This window comes from Lactobacillus intestinalis (assembly GCF_024397795.1).
GTDB lineage: Bacteria > Bacillota > Bacilli > Lactobacillales > Lactobacillaceae > Lactobacillus > Lactobacillus intestinalis.
Genome location: NZ_CP072983.1, coordinates 1,655,736 through 1,677,421, shown reverse-complemented (window position 1 = coordinate 1,677,421; position 21,686 = coordinate 1,655,736). Strand labels below are relative to the sequence as shown.

Annotated in this window: 18 protein-coding genes and 1 riboswitch; of the genes, 5 read left to right on the top strand and 13 right to left on the bottom strand. The window is 37.5% G+C overall.

Translation table 11 applies throughout. The annotated features are described in order from the left end of the window. Positions 1–16 precede the first annotated feature (16 nt). Positions 17–1,285 carry a methionine gamma-lyase family protein gene (locus KBW87_RS07930; RefSeq protein WP_057809067.1) on the bottom strand — a complete coding sequence of 423 codons (1,269 nt, stop codon included), beginning with the start codon at positions 1,283–1,285 and terminating at the stop codon, positions 17–19. Positions 1,286–1,295: 10 nt separating this feature from the next. Further along, positions 1,296–3,392 carry a putative ornithine decarboxylase gene (locus KBW87_RS07925; protein ID WP_057809065.1) on the bottom strand — a complete coding sequence of 699 codons (2,097 nt, stop codon included), beginning with the start codon at positions 3,390–3,392 and terminating at the stop codon, positions 1,296–1,298. Positions 3,393–3,622: 230 nt separating this feature from the next. Between KBW87_RS07925 and KBW87_RS07920 the strand changes: the two genes are divergently transcribed. Further along, positions 3,623–5,107 carry an APC family permease gene (locus KBW87_RS07920; RefSeq protein ID WP_057809063.1) on the top strand — a complete coding sequence of 495 codons (1,485 nt, stop codon included), beginning with the start codon at positions 3,623–3,625 and terminating at the stop codon, positions 5,105–5,107. Positions 5,108–5,143: 36 nt separating this feature from the next. Here the strand turns inward: KBW87_RS07920 and KBW87_RS07915 are convergent, their stop codons facing one another. From KBW87_RS07915 to KBW87_RS07890, 6 genes are all read right to left on the bottom strand, one after another. Beyond that, positions 5,144–6,187, bottom strand: a complete 1,044-nt coding sequence (locus KBW87_RS07915) for an ElyC/SanA/YdcF family protein (RefSeq protein WP_057809061.1) — start codon at positions 6,185–6,187, stop codon at positions 5,144–5,146. Between the two features lie 469 nt (positions 6,188–6,656). Next, complete coding sequence (locus KBW87_RS07910) at positions 6,657–8,585, bottom strand: copper-translocating P-type ATPase (protein WP_057809059.1); 1,929 nt, start codon at positions 8,583–8,585, stop codon at positions 6,657–6,659. Then, the gene (locus tag KBW87_RS07905) at positions 8,585–8,872 is read right to left on the bottom strand and encodes a cupredoxin domain-containing protein (protein WP_057809058.1); all 288 of its coding nucleotides are present in this window, start codon (positions 8,870–8,872) and stop codon (positions 8,585–8,587) included. The genes KBW87_RS07910 and KBW87_RS07905 overlap by 1 nt, the downstream gene beginning before the upstream one ends. Positions 8,873–8,894: 22 nt before the next feature. Then, positions 8,895–9,272 (bottom strand): cupredoxin domain-containing protein, encoded by a 378-nt coding sequence (locus tag KBW87_RS07900; protein WP_057809056.1) that lies wholly within the window; start codon positions 9,270–9,272, stop codon positions 8,895–8,897. Between the two features lie 113 nt (positions 9,273–9,385). Then, entirely contained in the window at positions 9,386–11,020 is a 1,635-nt protein-coding gene (locus KBW87_RS07895; RefSeq protein ID WP_057809054.1) for a peptide ABC transporter substrate-binding protein, read from the bottom strand. Between the two features lie 354 nt (positions 11,021–11,374). After that, positions 11,375–12,685 carry an NCS2 family permease gene (locus KBW87_RS07890; RefSeq protein WP_057809166.1) on the bottom strand — a complete coding sequence of 437 codons (1,311 nt, stop codon included), beginning with the start codon at positions 12,683–12,685 and terminating at the stop codon, positions 11,375–11,377. Between the two features lie 73 nt (positions 12,686–12,758). Then, positions 12,759–12,856, bottom strand: a riboswitch (purine riboswitch). Positions 12,857–13,136: 280 nt separating this feature from the next. Between KBW87_RS07890 and mazE the strand changes: the two genes are divergently transcribed. Beyond that, positions 13,137–13,385 carry a type II toxin-antitoxin system PemI/MazE family antitoxin gene (gene mazE, locus KBW87_RS07885; protein ID WP_057809052.1) on the top strand — a complete coding sequence of 83 codons (249 nt, stop codon included), beginning with the start codon at positions 13,137–13,139 and terminating at the stop codon, positions 13,383–13,385. Then, positions 13,379–13,720, top strand: a complete 342-nt coding sequence (locus KBW87_RS07880; RefSeq protein ID WP_057809050.1) for a type II toxin-antitoxin system PemK/MazF family toxin — start codon at positions 13,379–13,381, stop codon at positions 13,718–13,720. Before mazE ends, KBW87_RS07880 begins: the two co-directional genes overlap by 7 nt. Positions 13,721–13,965: 245 nt before the next feature. Here the strand turns inward: KBW87_RS07880 and KBW87_RS07875 are convergent, their stop codons facing one another. Next, the gene (locus KBW87_RS07875) at positions 13,966–15,276 is read right to left on the bottom strand and encodes an NCS2 family permease (RefSeq protein WP_057809048.1); all 1,311 of its coding nucleotides are present in this window, start codon (positions 15,274–15,276) and stop codon (positions 13,966–13,968) included. Between the two features lie 317 nt (positions 15,277–15,593). Here KBW87_RS07875 and KBW87_RS07870 point away from each other — a divergent pair, with 317 nt between their 5' ends. Further along, the gene (locus KBW87_RS07870; RefSeq protein WP_057809046.1) at positions 15,594–16,304 is read left to right on the top strand and encodes a MerR family transcriptional regulator; all 711 of its coding nucleotides are present in this window, start codon (positions 15,594–15,596) and stop codon (positions 16,302–16,304) included. Positions 16,305–16,370: 66 nt separating this feature from the next. Here KBW87_RS07870 and KBW87_RS07865 read toward each other — a convergent pair whose 3' ends face one another. Then, entirely contained in the window at positions 16,371–17,678 is a 1,308-nt protein-coding gene (locus KBW87_RS07865) for an NCS2 family permease (protein ID WP_057809044.1), read from the bottom strand. 237 nt (positions 17,679–17,915) lie between these two features. On the opposite strand from KBW87_RS07865, the gene KBW87_RS07860 reads away from it, so the two are divergent. Next, positions 17,916–18,779, top strand: coding sequence for a GRP family sugar transporter (locus KBW87_RS07860; RefSeq protein ID WP_057809042.1), 864 nt, complete (start codon positions 17,916–17,918; stop codon positions 18,777–18,779). 32 nt (positions 18,780–18,811) lie between these two features. Here KBW87_RS07860 and KBW87_RS07855 read toward each other — a convergent pair whose 3' ends face one another. The 3 genes from KBW87_RS07855 to KBW87_RS07845 all read right to left on the bottom strand — a co-directional run bounded on the left by KBW87_RS07855 (position 18,812) and on the right by KBW87_RS07845 (position 21,573). Continuing rightward, positions 18,812–20,620, bottom strand: a complete 1,809-nt coding sequence (locus tag KBW87_RS07855) for a DUF2207 domain-containing protein (protein ID WP_057809040.1) — start codon at positions 20,618–20,620, stop codon at positions 18,812–18,814. A 136-nt stretch (positions 20,621–20,756) separates the two neighbouring features. After that, positions 20,757–21,236 (bottom strand): ImmA/IrrE family metallo-endopeptidase, encoded by a 480-nt coding sequence (locus KBW87_RS07850; RefSeq protein WP_057809037.1) that lies wholly within the window; start codon positions 21,234–21,236, stop codon positions 20,757–20,759. Continuing rightward, entirely contained in the window at positions 21,217–21,573 is a 357-nt protein-coding gene (locus KBW87_RS07845) for a helix-turn-helix domain-containing protein (protein ID WP_057809035.1), read from the bottom strand. The genes KBW87_RS07850 and KBW87_RS07845 overlap by 20 nt, the downstream gene beginning before the upstream one ends. Positions 21,574–21,686: the final 113 nt, after the last annotated feature.

Here is a 21,686-nt window from a genome sequence, read left to right as displayed (position 1 = left end):
GCAGCTTTTATTTTAGTTAATCTTTTTTGTAAAAAGTTTCTTCTACAGCGTGGGTGATGGCAATTTTATCATGAGCGTAAGAAAGGCCACCTTGAATGTAAAGACGGTATGGAGGACGAAGAGGGCCGTCTGAAGATAACTCAATAGTAGAGCCTTCAGTAAAACTACCAGAGGCCATGACAACATCATCTTCATAGCCATCTTGGTGATATGGGATAGGATCAACAAAGGAATTCATTGGAGAATAATGTTGAATTGCAGCACAGAATTTAACCATCGGGTCTGGTTCACCGAAGGTTACAGTTTGAACAATATCAGTTCGAGGATCATTCCACTTAGGAGCAACCTTCATTCCCATTTCTTCGCAAAGAGCCGCGGTATAAATCATACCCTTTAGAGCCTCTCCAGTAGTATGAGCAGCCATAAAGAAGCCTTGGTAGAAGTCACGCAAGTAGCCCCAAGTAGCTCCTTCGCCTTTACCAGCGCCAGGTACGTTTAAACGTGATCCTGCACCTTCAATTAGATCTTTATCACCGACTAAGAAAGCACCACCTTTAACAATTCCGGCCCCAGCATTTTTGAAAAGTGAACCGGCCATCATATTAGCGCCATAAAATGTTGGTTCTTCGGTTTCAGAAAATTCACCATAGCAGTTATCAACAAAAATTTTCACATCCGGGCGAACTTCCTTGATAAACTTGAGCATCTTTTTGATTTTTTCCATAGTGAAACTGGCTCTGACAGCGTATCCAAGAGAACGTTGAATTGTAACGACTTTGATTGATGGATCTTGTAAGTCTACGCGGGCTTTTTCATAATCTACTTCGCCATTATCAAGTAATTCAGTAGTTTTAAAGTTAATACCCCATTCTTTCATATTTCCTGGCTTGTTCCCCGCAAGACCAATTACTTCTTGAATGGTGTCATATGGAGTTCCGGTTAAATAGTAGAGAGTGTCGCCGGGACGAAGCATACTAAATAGACCAACTGAAATAGCTTGAGTTGCAGAAGAGAATTGGGAACGTACTAATGCATCCCCAGTTTTAAAGTAATCGGCATAAATAGCTTCAATTTTGTCACGACCAATATCGTCATAACCATAACCGGTTGAAGGTACCAAGTCTTCTTCACCTACGCGGTGTTTTCTAAATAATTCAAGTACTCGTTGTTGGTTGTAAAGAACTTGCTCATCAATTTCTTCCAAACGTGGAGCAATTAATTTGTCAACTTTATCAACTTTTTCTTGTAATTCTTGAGGTAAATTTTCTTTCCAAGATAAAACCATAATCTTCTCCTTAATTTTCTTTTAGCACTTCGGCTTGAACTTTAATTTTACCATTTGTTTTTTGATCCCAATAGACACCTTGAATTTCTGGTACGAAGCCTGGGAAACGTTCAATAGCTCCCACTAAAACTTCAAAGTATTTTTGATCAATTTTTGACCATTTTTCTCCAGGTGCAACAATAAATACACCTGGAGGATAGGGAAGCGCACCTTCGGCCGCAATTCGCCCTAAAACGTTATCCAAATCCACCAGTTCACTTTCATTTCTCATGAATAAAGTATCGGCCTTACTTGGTGTCATGGAATAATTTTGCATGTTAGTTTTTGCAAATAGTTCTTGCTGAAGAGTAAAGGTATGATGTTCTTTATAGTAGTCATGCATTTCTTGGCAAAGTTGTTTAAGAGTATAACCTTGGTAGCGATCGTCATAAACTTTAGCAAGTTTTGGTAAAACTACTTCTAAAGAAGCATCTTCATTGTAAAAGTTTTCAAATTCTAAAAAGGCGTCTAATAAAGTCTGGAGCTCTTTTTCAGTGTCGCCTGGAGTAAGCAAGAAAAGAAGAGAATATAGGTCATCCTTAGCCCGAATGATGCGCTTTTCCATTAAAAATTCTGCCACAACTGGACCAGGAATACCACTAGCTTCATATTTTGCATTTGCAACATCAATTCCAGGAGTTTTGACCGTGATCTTAAGTGGATCAAGCATCGCCTCACCTTTAGCGATTTTATTAAAGCCGTGCCATTTATCTTCGGGATCAAAGTTCCAATATTTCGCGTTTGTAGCAAGTTCATCCGTTGGAATTTGAGCAAAATCATCTGGTACTAATGGCTTAAAAAGCTTAGATTTCTTGAGCAATTCCTTACGCCATTCAATTCCCAAGCGTAAAATTTGGTTCCACCATTTTTTGTTGCCTTTACCAGCAGTTAAGTAAGAGTTAACAGTTAAAGAAGCATAAAGTGGGTAAGAGTAACTGGAAGTGACAAATTTTAGATAAGCATGGTTAAAGTGCTTGTGGTCGACATAACGCTTTTGACCTTTTAAATGAGCATCTTTCTTTAAAATTTGAGAAGCTTGTCCCATCCCAGCTTGTTGCTTGTGAAGTGATTGAGTGACTAAAATTCCCGGGTCTTCTGGTCCTAAATCAAAGTTGAGCGGAGAAAGATGACGCATAATTGGTACGAATTGTTCAAAACCACCCCATGCACAGTCAAAAAGAATGTAATCGCAAAGTTTACCAATTTTGTCAATTAACCATTTAGCATCATAAAAGAGTCCATCATAAGTTTCAGATTGAATAATGGCCATTCTAAATGGACGCTTGGCTTTAGCTTTTTCAGGATCAACTTTAGCAATTTCTGTGCGGATTTTGTCTTCGCTCAGAAAATCCGGATCCATTTCACCGATAAGTCCCAAGGCGTTCCGGTCAGTCGGAATGTAAACCGGTTTAGCCCCAGTCATAACTAAGGCGCTATTATAAAGGGACTTGTGATTGTTGCGGTCAAAAAGAACCAAATCTCCCTCTGTTAAAACGGCACTGGCACAGATAGAATTGGCACTAGTAGTTCCATTTGTACAGAAGTAAACCTTGTCTGCATTATAAGTTTCGGCCGCTTTTTGTTCGGCAGTCAAAGGAGTTCCACCATGTGTCATGGTATCGCCAAGTTCTGGAACAGTGTCGCTAGTATCGGCGTACATCAAGTTCTTACCAAAAAAGCGATTGAAGACAACGCCTGCGGGATGTTTCTCATAATAAAGACCGTTGTGATGACCCGGAGTAGTAAAACTGATTGGTCGATCTTCTGAAAAATTAACGAGGTCAGTTAAGAAGCCCGGAACCATTTCTTGAGTGTAGGAAGTAGCTTGTTTAATTATTTGATCTTTTTCAGTTGGTAAAATAGTTTCATGTGAAACAGTGATAATAGGGATGCCCAAGCCGGAAGTTTCTTGGAGATTGTGAGCTTGTTTTAAAGAATCGTAATTATTATCTGAAATGACGATCGCAGCTAGTTCGCTGCCTTGTGCACCAGTTAGACTAGTGGTTTGCCAAGAATCAAAATCAGCGTTTTGAATGCTGGAATCGATAGCAATTTTTAAAAAGTTCATTTTTTCACCCTATTTTCTAAAAAGATACTTGCAAAAATCAAATAAATCTTTATAATTTTTTGCGGACGTTTTTGCATTCCAGTGGAGATTAAGGAATGCTACCGCATGAATTATAGCGACTTATAAGGGAGCAGACAAGTGATTTTTAATACTTTGCTTATCGTATTAAAACCCCCGAATTTGCTGGTTTAATCCAAGTTAGTATTTAAATTAGGGGGAGAATTAAAAAATTGGATAAACCAGATGTCTTAACAGACTTAGAACCTAGCAAAAAACATTACATGAGTTGGCCAGTCATTGCCTTAATTGACTTCGTAACAATTATTAGTTTTGAAAATATCTTCTATCCATTTCAAAACCAAGGCTTGTCAGTAGTTATTTCTTGGATTTTCTTGCTGTTTTCATACGTTATTCCTTACGCATTGATCAGTAGTCAAATGAGTTTAACTTTTGACAATCAAGATGGAGGACTTGCTTCTTGGGTAAGAAGAAGTACAAATGATACTTTAGGATATTGGACTTCGTGGATGTATTGGGTGCAGAGTGTACCTTATATTGTCGATGTTTCTAATTCAGTTATCGTATCTTTTAGTTGGATGATTTTTGGTAACAATAGTTTGGACAAAAAAATGTCAACTTTCTGGTTTGGAATTTTGACTTTTGTGATCATTTTGATCTTTATTTTGCTGGAAAATAAATTGCGCAACTCGCTAGAAATTCTTTCACTAATTGGTGGGGGAGCGATGTTTATTATGTCCATGTTGTTTGTTTTGCTCGCTGCTTGGTCTGTAATGCACGGTCACCATATTGCAACTCAACCATTTAATTGGGGAGCATTTAAACCATCATTTAGCTTGAATTATTTCTCAACTACTGGACTTTTGATCTTTGCCATGTCTGGTGCTGAACTTGCTGCTCCATATGTACAACAAATGAAAAATCCTAAGCGTGATTTCCCAAAGGCAATGTGGATGCTTGCAATTATGACTGGATTTTTGACTATCTTTGGAACTTTAGCACTAGCAATGTTTTTTAATGCCCACAAGATTCCTCATGACTTCAAGATGAATGGTCCTTACTACGCTTTCCAACTTTTGGGTGAAAGTTTAGGAATGGGTAAAGTCTTGATGTACATCTTCGCAGTGGTACAAGCAATCTTCATGATGGCCCAGCTGGCAGTGTTACTTGATGCTTCTAGTCGTGTATTTGCTGGGGATGTTGGCGAAAAGTTCATGCCAAAATGGCTTACTAAGAAGAATAAGAATGGTCGACCAATTCACAGTTATACTTTTACTGTAGGACTTAGCTTATTCTTGCTTCTTTTGACTGGTACTTTGCCAAACATTAACACTATTTATAACTGGCTTTTAAATGTTAACGGAATTATTTCACCATATAAGACTTGCTGGGTATTCTTTGCCTTTGTTGCAATGAGAATGCATCAGGAAAAATACCACTCTAGTTATGTATTTATTAAAAACAAGACTGGTGCTCTTGCAGTTGGATTCTGGTGTTTAATCTTCACCTTTGTCTGTGCTACTTTAGGATTTATTCCACAAAATGTGGAATTCGGCACACCAGCATTTACTCACCAATTATGGATGAATATTATCACTGTAGTCGTTCTCTTTGGTTTAGGATTTGTCCTTCCATGGCTACGTAAACGTGAAGCTAGACGCGAACAAGACGAAGTAATCGAAGAAAGCTTTGATTAAATAAAAAGACCTGATGCAAAATCAGGTCTTTTTTGTTTAGAGTGGGAAAAGGTAGTATATAAGCGCTAAAAACAATGTTATAGCGCCAATTCCGCCAATGACGGTAAGCTGCAGGCGTTTGGTGATTACAATGTAAGCAATAAACTCGCGAATAAAGGCATTTAAAGTAAAATACCATTTAGTTTTTGCACCATAGCCCACACACTGTAACCCTTGACGCTTGGCAAGAACTAGAGCACGGTAAACGTGATATGAGCTTGTAACCAGACAAAAGGTACTGTTAGGCTTCATTAGATTATGAGAAAATCTCAAGTTCTCATTGGTGGTTTTGGATTTATTTTCAATAATGATATCCGACTTAGGAACGCCCTGTTCTTCGGTATATTTAGCCATGGCATGAGATTCAGGGATCTCTTCATCGCTGCCTTGACCACCAGACAGGATCAATTTTGAGCCAGGATTACGACGGTAGATCTGAATTCCACGATTGATTCGGCTTGCTAGAAGTGGAGTAACTTTCTTTCCAATTAATCCTGCACCAAGGACGACAACGTAATCAAGAGGCTTTTGTCTGATATTGATCAAGTTGAGCCAAGATGTCAAGGTATACATCATCATGATGAAAATCAGATAAAAGATGCTCAAAGACAAGAAGAGATAAATGAATCTGAACCAAGCTTCTGAAGTAAAGCGGCCAAATGATGGATAGGCAAAGATTAGAAATAGAATTACAAAAGCCATCCCTAAAGATAGAAAGTTAGTCCATTTGGTGCCTTCTTTAACTAGAATTTTAATCCCATCAAAGATAAACATTCCAATTAACAAAATTACAAAGGCAAAAATCAGTAATGCGACACCGACTGCAGCTAAAAGTAAAAATTTAGAAATAGCATCATGATGACTCGGAAACATTGTATCCATCATAATGATGATATCTAGCGCTAAAAAGGCAAGAAACATCAATGTAGTGGTCAAAGTTAGTCCAGCCCACATTGATCGCCTTTCATGGGTTAAAACAAAAATAAAAGCCCCTAGATTTAGTAAGAATAAGGCTAGGGACCAGTAGAAAAATGTTAACACTTCCACACACCTCACAAATTCTTATACTTTAATTATATGGAATTTTGTGCAGAAAGCAGAGGGATAAAAGTATTTAGAAAAATTACTTTTTAGATCATGAAAAAAGCTCTGCAAATGCAGAGCCACACGTTAACGATTATGCCAAGGAGCTACCTCGACTTGCACGCTAAAACTTTTTATTCTTATTCTAAAGATATTATAGCACATGATATAATACTTTTGCACGCTAATAGGGTAGCTCCCTAAAATTTGTGCTGGAAAGGAGAAATCCTGACCATGAATTTAACTTTTATTCTTATTCTTGTCGTACCACCAAAGTACGTGAAAAAACTGATTAAGTTAGTTGTAAACTGGCTTAAAGAGCGTTAATCGCCATCAGCAATCAAGCCTCTGGAAAATTACTTTCCAGATCATAAAAAAGGGATGAAATTCTTTATGAAGATCATCTCTTTTTTCATTCTAGATGCCTTTAATTAGCACCAGCAATTTTTGCTTTGTTCAACATTAAGGAACTGCCGACAACTGAGACTGAGGAGAAGGCCATTGCAAGACCAGCGAGTTCGGGACTAAGTGTTAGGCCAAGCCCCATAAAGAGTCCAGCTGCAATAGGGATACCAATTGTGTTATAGATGAGGGCCCAGAAAAGGTTTAACTTGATTCGGTTGAAAGTCTTCTTTGAGATGTCTAGGGCACGAACTACACCTCGAAGATCATTTTGAACTAAAACAATACCACCAGAATCGATTGCGATATCTGTTCCAGATCCCATGGCAATGCCGACATCAGCGGTTGAAAGGGCAGGTGCATCGTTGATACCGTCGCCAACAAAGGCTACCTTATTGCCGTTTTGTTGAAGCTTTTGAATATGTTCAGCTTTTTCATTTGGTAAAACGCCAGCGATAACTTGATCGATTCCAACTTCGTTAGCAATTGCTTGGGCAACTTTTTCATTATCACCAGTAAGCATAACCGTCTTTAAACCGCGCTTCTTAAGTTCGCTGATGGCCTCTTTGGAACTTGCTTTTGGTACATCTTGAATAGCAACTAAACCAATAATTTCACCATTTAAGCCAACATAAACCACAGTCTTAGCTTCTTCTTGTAATCGATTAGCTTGCTGATTCATTTCCTGGGAAATATTAACATCAGCTAACAAACGACTGCTGCCGACAAAAGCAGTTTGATCATGATAATTAGCTTTGACACCTTTACCTTCAATAGCTTCAAATTCTTGCACCTTTTCGGGTTTAATATTCTTCTTTTCAGCTTCTTTAATAATAGCAGTTGCAAGAGGGTGTTCAGAAGATTCTTCTAGGCTAGCAGCAACGCTTAAAACTTGCTTTTCGCTCCCAACAATATCAGTAACTTGAGGCTTACCAACAGTGATAGTACCAGTTTTATCGAAAACAACAGTCTTTAAGTCACTAACTTCTTGAAGAACTTCACCATTCTTAATTAAAACGCCCATCTTGGCGCTACGAGCAGTTCCAACCATCAAAGCAGTTGGTGTAGCTAAGCCTAAAGCACAAGGACATGCAATCACAATCACGCTAACGGCGAAGAGCATTGCTTGTACTGCGGTGGCGCCTAAGAATGAGTACCAAATGACGAATGTTAAAATTGCAATAATTAAAACAGCAGGTACGAAAATATTAGAGATTTTATCAGTTAGATTTTGGATAGGAGCATGACTAGTTTGAGCTTTCTTAACTAAGTCAACGATTTGAGAAAGCATGGTGTCTGAACCAACCTTGGTGGCTTTAAAAGTAATGGAACCGTTGCTATTGATGGTAGAACCAACTACAGTGTCACCGACTTTTTTAACGACAGGCATACTTTCACCGGTAACCATGGATTCGTCAAGAGTGGTGGTACCTTCGGTAATTTCACCATCTACAGGAACCTTTTCACCAGGCTTAACCCGGATCAAATCACCCACTTGAACTTGGTCTAAAGGGATCTTTACGAATTTACCATCTTTTAGAACTTCGGCATCTTTTGCTTGTAACCCCATCAACTTGCCAAGTGCGTTTGAAGCGTTGTCGTGCATTTTTTCTTCCATTGCATCGCCCAAAAGAACGAAAACAGTAACAAAAGCAGCACTTTCAAAGTAAACTGGACGGTTGGTAATCATTGCAAAAATACTGTAGAAGTAAGCAACGGCAGTACCCGCAGCGACCAAGGTGTTCATATTAGCACTATGCTTTTTAAAAGCAGCAATCGCACTCTTCCAATATGGTGCCGCCGAAATTGCCATAATAATCGTCGTTGTGATTAAAGCGATCCAATTATATCCAGGCATCATCCAGTGAAATGGCATTGCAAACATTTGTATAAGCATTGGAATTGCTAAAATGAACGATATCCAAAATCGTTGAATGTTGGAGAGTTTCTTCATTACTTAACAATTACCTTTCCATGAAACATGTCCATGCTGCAAGCATAGTTATAAGTACCAGGCTTGTCGGTAGGAATATTAACAGTTACTTCTTTTTGACTATCGAGCTTCTTATCGATTCCTAAGTCTTTAAAGACAACTTCGTTCATACATCCCATATTGTCTGATGGAATAAATTTCAATTGTGCAGGCTTGCCAGTCTTGAAAGTTACAACATCTGGCTTATAGCCGTGATTCTTTGCATTAACAACAACTTTTTTAGTTTGATCTTTTGAAAAAATACTCATAACATTTACGACCTTTCCGAAATTATTTAACGATTACCTTTCCATGAAACATATCCATCCCACAAGCATAGTTGTAAGTAGCTGCCTTATCAGTAGGAATTTTGATTGTAGTAATCTTTTGTTTAGTTAAATCTTTATTGACGCCAAGCTGTTCAAAGACAACGTGAGATAAACAAGCAGTAGAATCTTGCATATCGAAGTTGATTTCAGCTGGTACACCTTTTTTCAACACGACTGTTGCAGGAGAGTAGCCACCATTGACCACGATAGTGGCATTTTGTTCATCATTTACAATGGTTGAAGTTCCAACAGATTCTTGATGCTTGCCAAAGAACCACCAAATGATGAAGACAATTGCAGCTAGCCCCACAACTAGTGCGATAATTTGTCCTATTCCCATCTTAAAAACCTCGCTTATTTTTATCGTTTACATTTGTAAATATAACACTTAAATTAATAGAATGCAACAAAAAAGAACTCATTTTTTGAGTTCTTTCATTTCCAGGGAAATTATTATTGAGCAATGTAGACATTCTTAAAGTCATATGGAACACCTGTTGGATTAAAGGAAACGTTCTTCACATTAGTCTTTAAAAGTTGTGGATGAGCAGTTTGAACTAAAGGAATGGTACCTTGATCTTTAATTAAGATCTTTTCGGCTTGAACAAGTTTACTCCAGCGCTTAACGGGATCATTGCCATAGACGTTTTCTGATTCATTAAGAAGTTTATTGAATTGATCGTTGTTCCACCCATTGTTAAGGTAACTAGAGCCTTTTTGGAAAACATCTAAGAAGTTGATCGGGTCAGCAACAACTGCTTGCCAGTTCTTAACTGTGATTTCGTAGTTACCAGCAGTTTGTCGAGAAATTAATTGAGTATAAGGAATGCTTTGAACTGAAACGCTGACATTTGGTAAACGATCAAGTTGACTTTGTAAGAATTCAGCAGTTTGTTTAGAAGTATCGTCATCACTTACAAGTAAATCCACCTTGATTGAATTAACACCAGTTTCTTTATAGCCTTCTTTGAGCAACTTTTTAGCTTTTGCTAAATCGTAGGAAACGCCACTTTTAACGTAAGCATCGTTTTCAAATTGAGCACCAGTTTTTGGATTTGTGCCCATACCAGAAGGAACAAAGCCTTTAGCTGGGATTGAGCCATCTTTTAAAACGTTATTGGCGAGTTGTTGACGGCTGATTGCATATGAGAAAGCTTGGCGAATCTTGAGATTTTTGAATGCTTTGATCTTGTTTTGATTAAGTTCTAAACGGCGAATTGCAGAAGAAAGTCTTGCATGATAGCCCGCTTTATTTTTGTTGGCAGCAACTTGTTCTCCAGTTAAGCCAGTTTCATCAGCTTTGCCAGCTTGGAAGAGGTTGTAACTGGTAGTAGTTGATTCACTGACTTGTTCATTAATTTTGTTTAACTTGACGTTTTTAGCATCCCAGTAGTTCTTGTTTTTGACTAAAGTCCAGGCTTTATTGTTGCCAGTCCATTTAGTCAAAGTGTAAGGACCAGAAGAAACGGTATATTTAGCTTGGGTACCATAAAGTTTACCGTACTTTTTGACTGCATTTTGATTTTGTGGGAAGAAAAGTGGCCAAGCTAGTAAGTTCTTGAAGTAGCTCAGTGGACGCGTTAGTTGAATGCGTAAGTGATATTTTGAAGGGGCCGTTACACCTAAAGTTGAAGGGCTCTTTTGGCCTTTGTTAATAGCTTCAGCGTTTTTTATTTGGTAAAGGTAAAAGGCCATTTGTGATTTAGTAGCTGGAGTGACGGTTCGTTGATAGGAATAAACAAAGTCCTTGGCCGTTACGGGATCTCCATTAGACCATTTAGCATTTTTACGTAAATCAAAATCGTAAACTGTGCCGTTTTTTGATTCTTTGACTGATTTAGCTAGTGATAACTTAGGTTTATTATTTTTGTCTAAACGATAAAGGCCGTCCCCTGTATTAAGCAGTGCTTGAAAGGAAGTGGTATCTGTTGCTAAAGATGGGTCTTGGGTTGAAAGTTGGGTCGTTTCTGACCAATTCAAAGTTTGATTTTTACTTTCTTCGGCGTCTGATTTTTTACCGCAAGCTGCTAGACTTACGCCTGTTAAAATGATGGTACTCGTGGTTAATATTTTCTTAGTTAAACTCATTACAAAAACTCCTTTTTGGATAATCGAAATTAAGCAATGAAAAAGAAAAACGCCCCACTAGATCAACTTGATCTAATAGGGCGTTTAAACGCGGTACCACCTATCTTTATGGAGATTCCACCTTGGTTCATGTACGGCCACATGGGCGATACATTACCGCGGTAGAGGGCGGACCCTGAACTTGCTAAATATCGCAAATTCATGCTCGAAGGCCATTTTCAAAGGTAGGCTTGTCATTTCCTTTCACCATATTGGAAACTCTCTGCAGGCAATACTACGATTTACTTTCCTTGTCATTGCTTAATTTATCTTTAATGTTGTTATCATATTATAGCTAAACTTTAACTTTGTCAACTATAAATTTGTGATTAAGAAGAATCCGATAAAGATGAAGAATAAAATGTACATCATGATAGAAACTTCTTTATGACGTCTAGCAGCAATCATAGTGATTGGGTAAGCGATCATTCCAAGTGCTAAACCGTCAGAAATTGAGTAAGTAAGAGGCATTCCGACTACGATTAAAAATGATGGGAAAGCAACTTCGAATTTTTCCCAATGGATGTTTTTTAGATTTCCAGCCATTAAGACCCCAACAATAATTAAAGCAGGAGCGGTCACAGTAGTTGGAATAACGGCTAGTAATGGGCTGAAAATCATACTAATTAAGAAGAAAATTCCGATAAAGACTGCAGTTAGTCCAGTTCGACCACCCATGGCAATTCCGGCACTTGATTCAACAGAAGTTCCAAGTGGAGCGGTTCCTAAGATAGCACCTTCAATCATGGCAGTTGAGTCCGCCGCAAAAGCACGACCGATTCCAGGAATTTTACCATCTTTATCAACCATTCCAGCTTGTTGAGTCATTCCAATTAAAGTACCAGCAGTATCAAAGAAAGTAACAAGCAAGAAGGTTAAAACGACGATGAAAAGTTGCGGAGTGTTAATATCTTTCAAGTGGAAAATTGCTTGGCCAAAAGTTGGCACAATTGATGGTGGAGTAGAAATGAATGAATGTGGCAAAGGAATTTGACCAATGCAAATACCGAAGATGGCAGTGACTACCATTCCGATAAAAATTGATCCTGGTACATTCATGGCCATCAAAATGACAGTTAAAACTAAACCGAATAAGGTAATCCATACAGCCGGTGAAGAGAATTTCCCCAGAGTAACAAGAGAAGAAGCACTGTTAACAATTAATTTACCATTTTGTAAACCGATAAAGGCAATAAATAAACCAATTCCAGCAGAAATAGCGAACTTCAAATCTTGTGGAATGGCATCAACTACAAGTTCACGCAAGTGAAGAGCAGTAATTAAAACAAACAAGATTGAAGCTACAAGAACTGAAGCCAAAGCTGTTTGCCAATTAATGTGCATTCCTACGCAGACGTTGTAAGCAAAAAAGGCACCACTACCAAGCGTTGGGGCTAAAGCAATTGGGTAGTTTGCTACAAAGCCCATGATGAAACAACCGATTGCCGTTGCAAGAGCCGTAACGGTGAAGGCGGCTCCAGCAGGGATTCCGGCAGCATGTAAAATGTTAGGGTTAACAAATAGAATATAAGATAGTGAAACAAACGTGGTTAATGCAGCGATCAATTCACGTTTAACATTTGTTTTGGCATCTTCCAAATGAAAGACATTATTCAAAAATTGCATTGCTCCTCCAAAAAATAAAAAAGAAAAAGGACATAGTTCACTCCAAGCCATGGGTAAAAGATGTCCTTTTATATTTATGACGTCTGATACCTATAGTCCTGAATTCATGGCTCAGGGTAGAGACTGTCGACCTTATCTCGACGATATATAGATAACGTAATGTTAAGTATTCTAGCAGAAATTTGATCTATAGGCAAATGTTGGTTATTTCTTGGGGAATAAAAGTACAATTTTGTACATTACTCATAATTTAGATAACGAGCTTAGAGAAAAAGCCGATGAAATTATTGAAATCAAAAAATAAAAGCTAAGACTCACACTATTTCAGAGTGGATCTTAGCTTTTTGCTACACAAGAATGTTAATCTGCTAAAGAATTAATATTTTTTAAATGTTAAAGTAATTACTTTTGTAATTACTTTTGCTATAATATGTATGTGAGGTGAATGTATATGAGCATTGTAAAAGCAAGAATTCAAGGGAATGCAACTGTAGTAACCATCCCTAAATCATTTAATGTAAAACCGGGAACGGAATTTAAGTTCAAAAAAGGGAAAAATGGTAATTTAATACTTTCTCCTAGCAAGAAAGTGCCAGATTCTATTGAAGAACTCTTTAAGAATTGGCATGGAAAATATGAAGTTTCTGATGAAATGAGAGAATGGGACGAAATGAAACCAGAAGGAAGAGAAATATGGTAGAAAGACCCATAAAAGGTAGCATTATATATATAAACTTTGATCCATCTACAGGAGCAGAGATACAAAAGCGACGACCGGCGGTGGTAGTAAGTAATGATATGATAATGAAAACTTCCCCGTTTGCTTGGGTGGTTCCTATTTCTCATGGAGAGCTTAATGGAAGTAATTATCCTCTTCACGTTCAATTAGATGATCGAACTAAATCTGATGGTGTTATTTACGCGGAACAGTTAAGGTCCTTTGATTATAAAAGACGACAATGGCAGTTCAAAGAATATTTACCTTCTGATTTGTTTGAAGAAGTACAGAAAAAAATAAGATTAACAATTTCTTGATTGTTGTTAATGTCTTTTTGTGTAATTGATAACTACTAGCTTAGAGAAAAAGCCAATGAAATTATTGAAATCAAAAAATAAAAGCCAAGATCCACACTATTTCAGAGTGAATCTTGGCTTTTTGTTATATAAGAATGTTAATTTTCTTTTCTTCGATACTCACTGACACTCATTCCTTATTCTAATCTTCGCAAAGTAAAAAGCAAGCAGAATTAATCTGCTTGCCTATGGAGATATTTTTGAAGTTATTTGACGTTTAATACAATATAGTAAATCACAAAGACGATGAATAAAATCCACATCATTGGAGTGATTTCTTTGAAACGCTTAGCGGCAATCATTGATACTGGGTAAACGATAAGTCCCCAGCCAAGACCATCTGAAATTGAGTAGGTAAGTGGCATTCCAAGTGCAATAAGGAAACATGGAATAGCAATTTCAAGATTGGTCCAGTGAACATGAGCTAAGTTTTCAGCCATGAGGACCCCGACAATAATTAAAGCTGGTGCAGTAACTTGAGTAGTGAAGACGCTCAAGATGGGACTGAAGATAGTAGAAATTAAGAAGAAAATACCAACCCAAACTGCAGTCAGACCAGTTCTACCACCAACGGCAATCCCGGCACTTGATTCTACAAAGGCACCCACTGGAGAAGTCCCAAGGATAGAACCGACCAGCATACCAGATGAGTCGGCAGCTAAAGCTTCACCAGCACGTGGCATTTTATTATCTTTCATCAAGCCTGCTTGTTGAACAAGTCCGATCAAAGTTCCGGTGGTATCAAAGAAGGTAACAAGAAGGAAAGTGAATACAACGACCCACATTTGGACAGTATTGATATCACTAAGATGGAAAACTGCTTGACCAAAAGTTGGCGCAATACTTGGAATAGAGGAAACGATTCCTTTAGGCATTGGAATTTGACCAATTAATACGCCGAAAACAGCTGCTACGATCATCCCGATAAAGATTGCCCCTGGCACACGAGCAATCATTAAGAAGATAGTGACAATCAAACCGAAAATTGTAATCCAAACAGTTGGATTGTTCAATCCACCAATTGTAACTAAAGTGGAATCACTGTTTTGAATTAATTTACCACCTTGAAGTCCGATAAAGGCAATAAATAAACCAATCCCGGCAGAAATGGCATATTTAATATCGGCAGGAATCGCGTCGATGATCATTTCCCGAACTTTAAAAATCGTCAAAAGAATGAAAAGAATCGATGCCACTAAAACGGCAGCTAAAGCAGTTTGCCATTTAACATGCATCCCTAAACATACTGTGTAGGTAAAGAATGCGTTTAGTCCCAAAGTTGGAGCAGAAGCAATTGGATAGTTCGCTAGCACTCCCATGACGATACAGGTGAAGGCAGCGGATAGAGCAGTAACAGTGAACAAGGCACCTTTATCCATGCCACTCGCACCTAAAACGTTGGGGTTAACGAAAAGAATGTATGACATACTTACAAAAGTAGTTAGCCCAGCTAAAAGTTCGGTTTTAAAAGAGGTATTGTTCTCTTTTAAATGGAAAAATTTGCTAATTGTGTTCATTTTGTCCTCCAGAAATCGTGTAAAGTGAACATTCAATTTGAATTATACTGAAATAGTTAATAATTTCAATAGAAAATAGATAAGAATGCGCTTACTAAATAAAAATATCTGTTTTTTGGGAGATTTTTAAATTTAAAATTAGTAAATTCATATAAAAACTCGTACGTTCTAATAAATACAAAATAAAATAATTAAAAAGAAAGCATTTTGTTTGGAAAAGTATTGGTGATATTTCTTGGGAAATAGAATATTTTATAATTTAGAAGTTGACCTTAACGCTACGTTAATCGATATCTTAGAGCAAGGAGGTGAAGTAAATGCGAGATGGATATTCAATTGGTGAAGCAGCAAAGAAATTACAAGTAAGTACACGGACTTTGCGATACTATGATGAAAAAGATTTAGTGAGGCCCGCTTATATCAAAGAAAACGGCTATCGTTTTTACAGCGAAGAGCAAATCAGGCAAATTGAATTAATTCTTTTTCTAAAAGAATTGGGATTTTCATTGAAGCAAATAAAAATGCTGATTCAAGATGAGCATGGGAGTCAATCACTTGAGTTATTGCTTAAAGAACAATACCAGGAGAATCAGCAGAAAATTGATGAGATAAGTAAAAAACAAGCCCAAATAAAACATTTGCAAGAAATAAAGTTGTTGCGTGCTGTGTTGACCAATCACTCTTGCATTACAGATATTATGAAAAAAGAAAATAGAATTTCAGCTTTAAGAAGAAAACTAGGTTGGTTCAGTATTCTATTAGTAGTCTTTGAATTGATGGCAATTAGTATTCTATATGCTTTTAAGCTGCAACCCGGTATGATAGTAACCGGAACGACTCTAATTGGAGCAATTGCCCTATCTAAGTATTACTATGACAATGTTGAATATGTTTGTCCTAATTGCGGAGATGTATTCATTCCATCGTTTCTGGCATTTAATTTAGCACCACATACACCTAAGTTTAGAAAATTAACTTGTCCGAAATGCGGTAAAAAATCTTATTGTTTGGAAATTAGTAGGGAATAGAAATATACACATAAGCAAATTTAAAAGCCCGTGCGCATTGCACAGGCTTTTTATATTCTTTATTATCTAAAAGTTCAATACCCACAAAAAGATGATGAATATTACAAATAGTACCCACATCATCGGGCTAATTTCCTTGCCACGCTTAGCTGCAAGCATACAAATTGGATAAGTGATCATTCCCCATGATAAACCATCTGAGATTGAGTAGGTCAAAGGCATTCCCAAAATAATTAAGAATGAAGGAACTGCAATTTCAAGTTTATTCCAGTGAATGTGAGCAGTATTCTGTGCCATCAATACCCCAACGATGATCAAAGCTGGTGCAGTAACTTGGCTAGTGAAGACACCCAAAAGTGGGCTGAAGATCATTGAAATTAAGAAGAAGATTGCCACAAAGACTGCAGTTAAACCAGTTCTCCCACCAACGGCAATCCCGGCACTTGATTCTACGAATGCGCCCACTGGAGAGGTACCAAAGATTGAACCAAACATCATCGCAGTTGAGTCAGCCGCTAAGGCTTTACCAACACGTGGCATCTTGTTGTTTTTCATAAAGCCGGCTTGTTGAGCAAGTCCAATTAAAGTTCCTGCAGTATCAAAGAAAGTAACCAACAAGAAAGTCAAAACAACAACCCACATTTGAACAGAATTAATGTCTTTAACATGGAAGATAGCTTGACCAAAGGTTGGAGCTAAACTTGGCGCCGTTGAAATCACTTTGTGTGGGAGGGCTATTTGACCAGTGCAGACACCAAAAATCGCAGCTAAAACCATTCCTATAAAGATGGCTCCTGGAACCCCTAAAATCATTAAGATAACAGTTACCAATAAACCAAAGATAGTAATCCAAACAAGTGGATCATGAAGAGAGCCAAGTCCCACCAAGGTTGATTTATTTGCAACAATTAACTTACCGTTTTGAAGTCCTAAAAAAGCAATGAAAAGACCAATACCAGATGAAATAGCAAATTTTAAGTCAGCTGGAATTGAATCAATGATCTTTTCACGTAATTTAAATAAAGTGATTAAGATGAAGATGATTGAAGCAACAAAAACGCTGGCTAGAGCCGTTTGCCAAGAAACGTGCATCCCTACACAAACCGTGTAAGCGAAGAAGGCGTTGATACCCAGAGCTGGTGCTTCACCAATTGGGTAATTTGCGACAATTCCCATAATTGCAGTACCCAAAGCCGCGGCTAAGGCCGTTGCGGTGAAGACAGCTCCAGTATTCATACCACTGGCACCTAAAACGCTAGGGTTAACAAAAAGAATGTAGGACATACTAATAAAAGTAGTAAGTCCAGCGATAAATTCTGTTTTTATATTTGTCTTATATTTATCGAGTTGGAAATAACTCTTAATAAAATTCATTTTATTCCTCCAAGACAGAATGTTCGTGTTTTTATCTTTAAAAGCAACTCTTATACTCTAGCATTCTCACATAAATTTGTAAATACGAATTATAGCTAATATTTTTTAGATAATCGTCTCATTTGAATATTAATTTTGTGGCTGGAATAAAAAAGTGTTGACGTCTTAGGAATGAAAGCGCTAGAATATTTACATTCGCTTACTTTTAGATATGAATATTAAAGGGAGAAAAAACACATGAGTATTATTTATATGTTAATTCCAGCATTGGCTTGGGGTGTCTTGCCACTTGCTGTAGCTAGAATAAAGGGGGAGCCGATTAACCAAATTTTAGGTACTACTGTAGGTACTTTAATTGTGGGATTAATTACCTTACCATTTATTAAACTGAATATTGATGCTAAGACTTTTTGGATGGCAGCTTTAGCTGGTGCCTTTTGGGTTATTGGTCAACTTGGTCAGTATACTGGTTATGCTAAAGTTGGTGTTTCTGAAACTATGCCAATTTCAACTGGGCTTCAATTAATTGGTACCTCTTTAGTTGGGGTGGTAATCTTTGGTGAATGGGCAAGTACGAGTGCTAAGATTTGGGGCTTCATCGGAATTGCACTTTTAATCATTGGTGCGATCTTAACTTCAGTTTCTGATGCAGGAACAAGCGAAGGAAATAAGAGTAATCAAACAGGTACCATCATTATGCTTGTTTGCACTACTTTAGGTTTCATTGTTTATAACGCTATTCCACGTGTACTTTCAGCTTCAGGAATTGCTATCTTCTTCCCAGAATCTGTAGGGATGGTATTAGCAGTTTTGGTTTACCTTGTCTTCACGCGTCAACTAGGTGAGTTGAAGGCAAAGAGCAGCTGGCAAAGTTTAATCGCTGGATTTATCTTCTCAATTGCCGCTTTAGGCTACATCATGTCAGTTCGTGACAATGGTGTTAACACCGCCTTTGTGGTATCACAGCTTTCAGTAGTTATTTCTACTTTAGGTGGTATGTTAGTCTTAGGTGAAAAGAAGAGCAAGAAGGGTTATATCTTCACCATCAGTGGTTTGATTTTGATTTTTGTTGGTGCAATCTTAACAACAATTATGCATTAAAAAAAGCAGCCTCGCCTGCTTTTTATTTTGCGCTAAAACGCTCCACCACCAGAGCCACCGCCGAATCCTCCAGAACTTCCACCGGAAAATCCCCCAGAGCCACCAGAATAGGAACTGCTATCACCGACACTTTTACTTAAGCTAGAAGAGAAGCTTTTTTCAAAATGGTTGAGGTCGCCATAGTACCAGTAATAAGTATTGGCAGTGAAGTAAGTTTGAAGTGCTTTTTCGCCAAATTCTGCCTTAAGTTCTTTAAGAACTTGCTTGGATAAACCAAATGCTACCGCATATGGCATAACGTCCTCCCAGAAGATTAATTCACCCACATCTTTCATCTTGAAATTGCCGATGTCATCGAGCATCTTCTTGAATCCCCGAACTTTTTCAACTTTGCTTGCACCTTCTTGTGTGTAAATACTGGTGTGACGTTTATAAATGAAGTAAAAGATGAAGTTAAGTCCACCTAAAATTGCAATGATAATGGGAATAATTGGCATTTGAGAAGCAAAAAAGAGCGAGATAATAAAAGTTACGATAATGAAGAAAGTGGAAACTTTCATTTGAGTGCTGGTTTTCTCTATCTCATCTTCGTATTTACGACTAATTAGATCTTCGTCTTGAACTTTGTGATATTGATCTTTTTGCCAATCATCAAATTCATCTTCAAGATCAGTTTTCTTAAGTTTCTTAGTTGTAAAGCTTTCTCCATTACCAGCTTGATCGAAGATTTCTTTTAAAAAAGTGGATTCTTGTTTGACTGTTGGATCAAGGAGGGTAATGCGGTAGTTTTTGCGATCATTGATTTTTTCAATCTTAATGCGATTTTTTCCAGCTAGCTGGGTGAGATAGGCGGTAAATGCGCGCTCATCGGGATAATCACCATCATCTAGAATTTGTGCTGTGACAGGATCAACATCTGGAATCTCATAGTTGTGCGGTAACTCAGAAGTCTTGCGGGGCTTGATGCCAAAAGACTTTACTAGAATTAATTTAAATAAGAATAAGCCACTTGAAAAGACAGCTATAATTAATGAAGCATAGGCCAAAATCGTCTTGAAAAGTTGCTGACGTTTACGCTTTTCATTAGCTTCTTTTGCAAGTTTCATTTCCTGGGAAATGACAGCTTGTTTATGTTTTTCATTGCGGATATTTTTGTTCAGTGGAGTAATAGATGTTGGAAAAATCGCGTGAAGTTCAATTCCCACATCGCCGCTGACATTGTTATCCGTTAAAACAACTTGACCTTTAGAGCGGTTAACGTCAATGTGACCACCTAAATCTCCATGTGCCCAAGCTTTCAAGTCAGGTATTTTTTTGCCTTGATTGAAAATGACGCTAACTTTGGCATGATCTAAATCTGTATCCCACCCATTACCGATAATTTTGAAGTTGAGTTCGGCTGTGTCGCGCCAGTTGATCACTGCATTGGTGATGGTGTAAGTATAGGTAACCTTTACTTCATCGTCTTCGGAAATATTGTGGAAGACTTTGAAACGATAGCCATCATTATTATGAGTAAGTTGGTAGGTGTTATCTTGGCCATTTCCAGCTTTGATAGGGATAGTCTTACCATTGTTAGTAGAAACAGAAACTTTTTGATTAATGAGCTTTTGATTCTTGGCTAAATTCTGACGGTAATAAACACCATGAGCATCACTGTCAAAGTCGTAGTCAATAGACCGCGTAATCGTCAATGATCCGTTCTTGTTGATATGGGCATGAACATTAACGTTGGTAATGTCATAATCTACATCAGCAAAAGTAGTGTTATGAACCAGCATGAGCATCCCTAATAAAAGAGAAAGCATACTTACTATAGAAATAAGAGATCGTTTTTTCATTATTTTGACTTTCTAAAATTCGAGTTTTCCTAAATATACAAAAAAGGGAGGTATAAGACAAGCAATTTAGAAAAGTAAGATAAAAAATACGCTAAGTTTTTGTAGAGCTTAGCGTATTTTTTATATTCAAATCTTCTTAATAATATGAGTTTTTTAAGTCGTGCCAATATTCGTAAGTCGTGCAGTTGTTTTCTTCAGCGAACATATCGTAGGCCACATGGATCATTCTTAGAGGAATTCCATAAGCTTTGAGAAATGATAGCGGATCATAAAAACCATCTTCCTGAAGACAGGAATATTTGTAAACTAAATGAAGTGCAAAAACATCGGCCGGAGATTCTTCTTCAATTTGAGTGCCGTAACCAATGCAATCGAATTGTTTCATATCTGGGCTATCAATCATAACGTGTCCAATTTCATGGGCTATTGTGAAAGGAACTTCCGGAGAATGATTATGCCAATTTAGATTGATTCCGATTTCACGCTTACTTTTCATCGTAATTGAAGGATAATGAGGATCTGCCTGAAATAAAATATATCCAATATTATGCTCGTAAGCATAATTAAGTAAATACTCGATTAGTTGGTTTTCGCGATCAGTGTTGTCCACCATCATTTTTCTTTGCTTCTCTTTCTTTAATATCCGCTTCCATCAATCCCCGGACCATGTCCAAGTACTTTTTTGGTACATGATAGCCATGATATGAATAAGGCACTTCTTGATCTAACGATACGGAGTTTTGAACGTGAGGATCAGGGTCATCGGTTACTCCACTTAAATAATCTATTGAGGTATGTAACACCTCAGCTACTGCTGCTAATGCCATGGTGCCAGGTTTTCGAGTTTTCCAATTATAAATACTTTTCGTACCTAAACCGGCTCGATCATTAACCTCTAATAACGATAATTTATTTTTTTTTGCTAATTCTTTAGTGCGCTCAAATTCAATCATAGCAAGGGATTCTCCAGATTTTATTACATCAAATAAGCTTTAAAGCGTAAATTATCTATTGACCAATTATGCTTATAAGCTTATTATAGGAATCGTCAACAAGTTGAAAGCCA

Bases quoted from the DNA above. Each gene is read 5' to 3' on its own strand.
- KBW87_RS07930 (WP_057809067.1), bottom strand. From the start codon at position 1,285: ATGGTTTTATCTTGGAAAGAAAATTTACCTCAAGAATTACAAGAAAAA.
- KBW87_RS07925 (WP_057809065.1), bottom strand. From the start codon at position 3,392: ATGAACTTTTTAAAAATTGCTATCGATTCCAGCATTCAAAACGCTGAT.
- KBW87_RS07910 (WP_057809059.1), bottom strand. From the start codon at position 8,585: ATGAAGAAACTCTCCAACATTCAACGATTTTGGATATCGTTCATTTTA.
- KBW87_RS07905 (WP_057809058.1), bottom strand. From the start codon at position 8,872: ATGAGTATTTTTTCAAAAGATCAAACTAAAAAAGTTGTTGTTAATGCA.
- KBW87_RS07900 (WP_057809056.1), bottom strand. From the start codon at position 9,272: ATGGGAATAGGACAAATTATCGCACTAGTTGTGGGGCTAGCTGCAATT.
- KBW87_RS07895 (WP_057809054.1), bottom strand. From the start codon at position 11,020: ATGAGTTTAACTAAGAAAATATTAACCACGAGTACCATCATTTTAACA.
- KBW87_RS07890 (WP_057809166.1), bottom strand. From the start codon at position 12,685: ATGCAATTTTTGAATAATGTCTTTCATTTGGAAGATGCCAAAACAAAT.
- mazE (WP_057809052.1), top strand. From the start codon at position 13,137: ATGAGCATTGTAAAAGCAAGAATTCAAGGGAATGCAACTGTAGTAACC.
- KBW87_RS07880 (WP_057809050.1), top strand. From the start codon at position 13,379: ATGGTAGAAAGACCCATAAAAGGTAGCATTATATATATAAACTTTGAT.
- KBW87_RS07875 (WP_057809048.1), bottom strand. From the start codon at position 15,276: ATGAACACAATTAGCAAATTTTTCCATTTAAAAGAGAACAATACCTCT.
- KBW87_RS07870 (WP_057809046.1), top strand. From the start codon at position 15,594: ATGCGAGATGGATATTCAATTGGTGAAGCAGCAAAGAAATTACAAGTA.
- KBW87_RS07865 (WP_057809044.1), bottom strand. From the start codon at position 17,678: ATGAATTTTATTAAGAGTTATTTCCAACTCGATAAATATAAGACAAAT.
- KBW87_RS07860 (WP_057809042.1), top strand. From the start codon at position 17,916: ATGAGTATTATTTATATGTTAATTCCAGCATTGGCTTGGGGTGTCTTG.
- KBW87_RS07855 (WP_057809040.1), bottom strand. From the start codon at position 20,620: ATGAAAAAACGATCTCTTATTTCTATAGTAAGTATGCTTTCTCTTTTA.
- KBW87_RS07850 (WP_057809037.1), bottom strand. From the start codon at position 21,236: ATGATGGTGGACAACACTGATCGCGAAAACCAACTAATCGAGTATTTA.
- KBW87_RS07845 (WP_057809035.1), bottom strand. From the start codon at position 21,573: ATGATTGAATTTGAGCGCACTAAAGAATTAGCAAAAAAAAATAAATTA.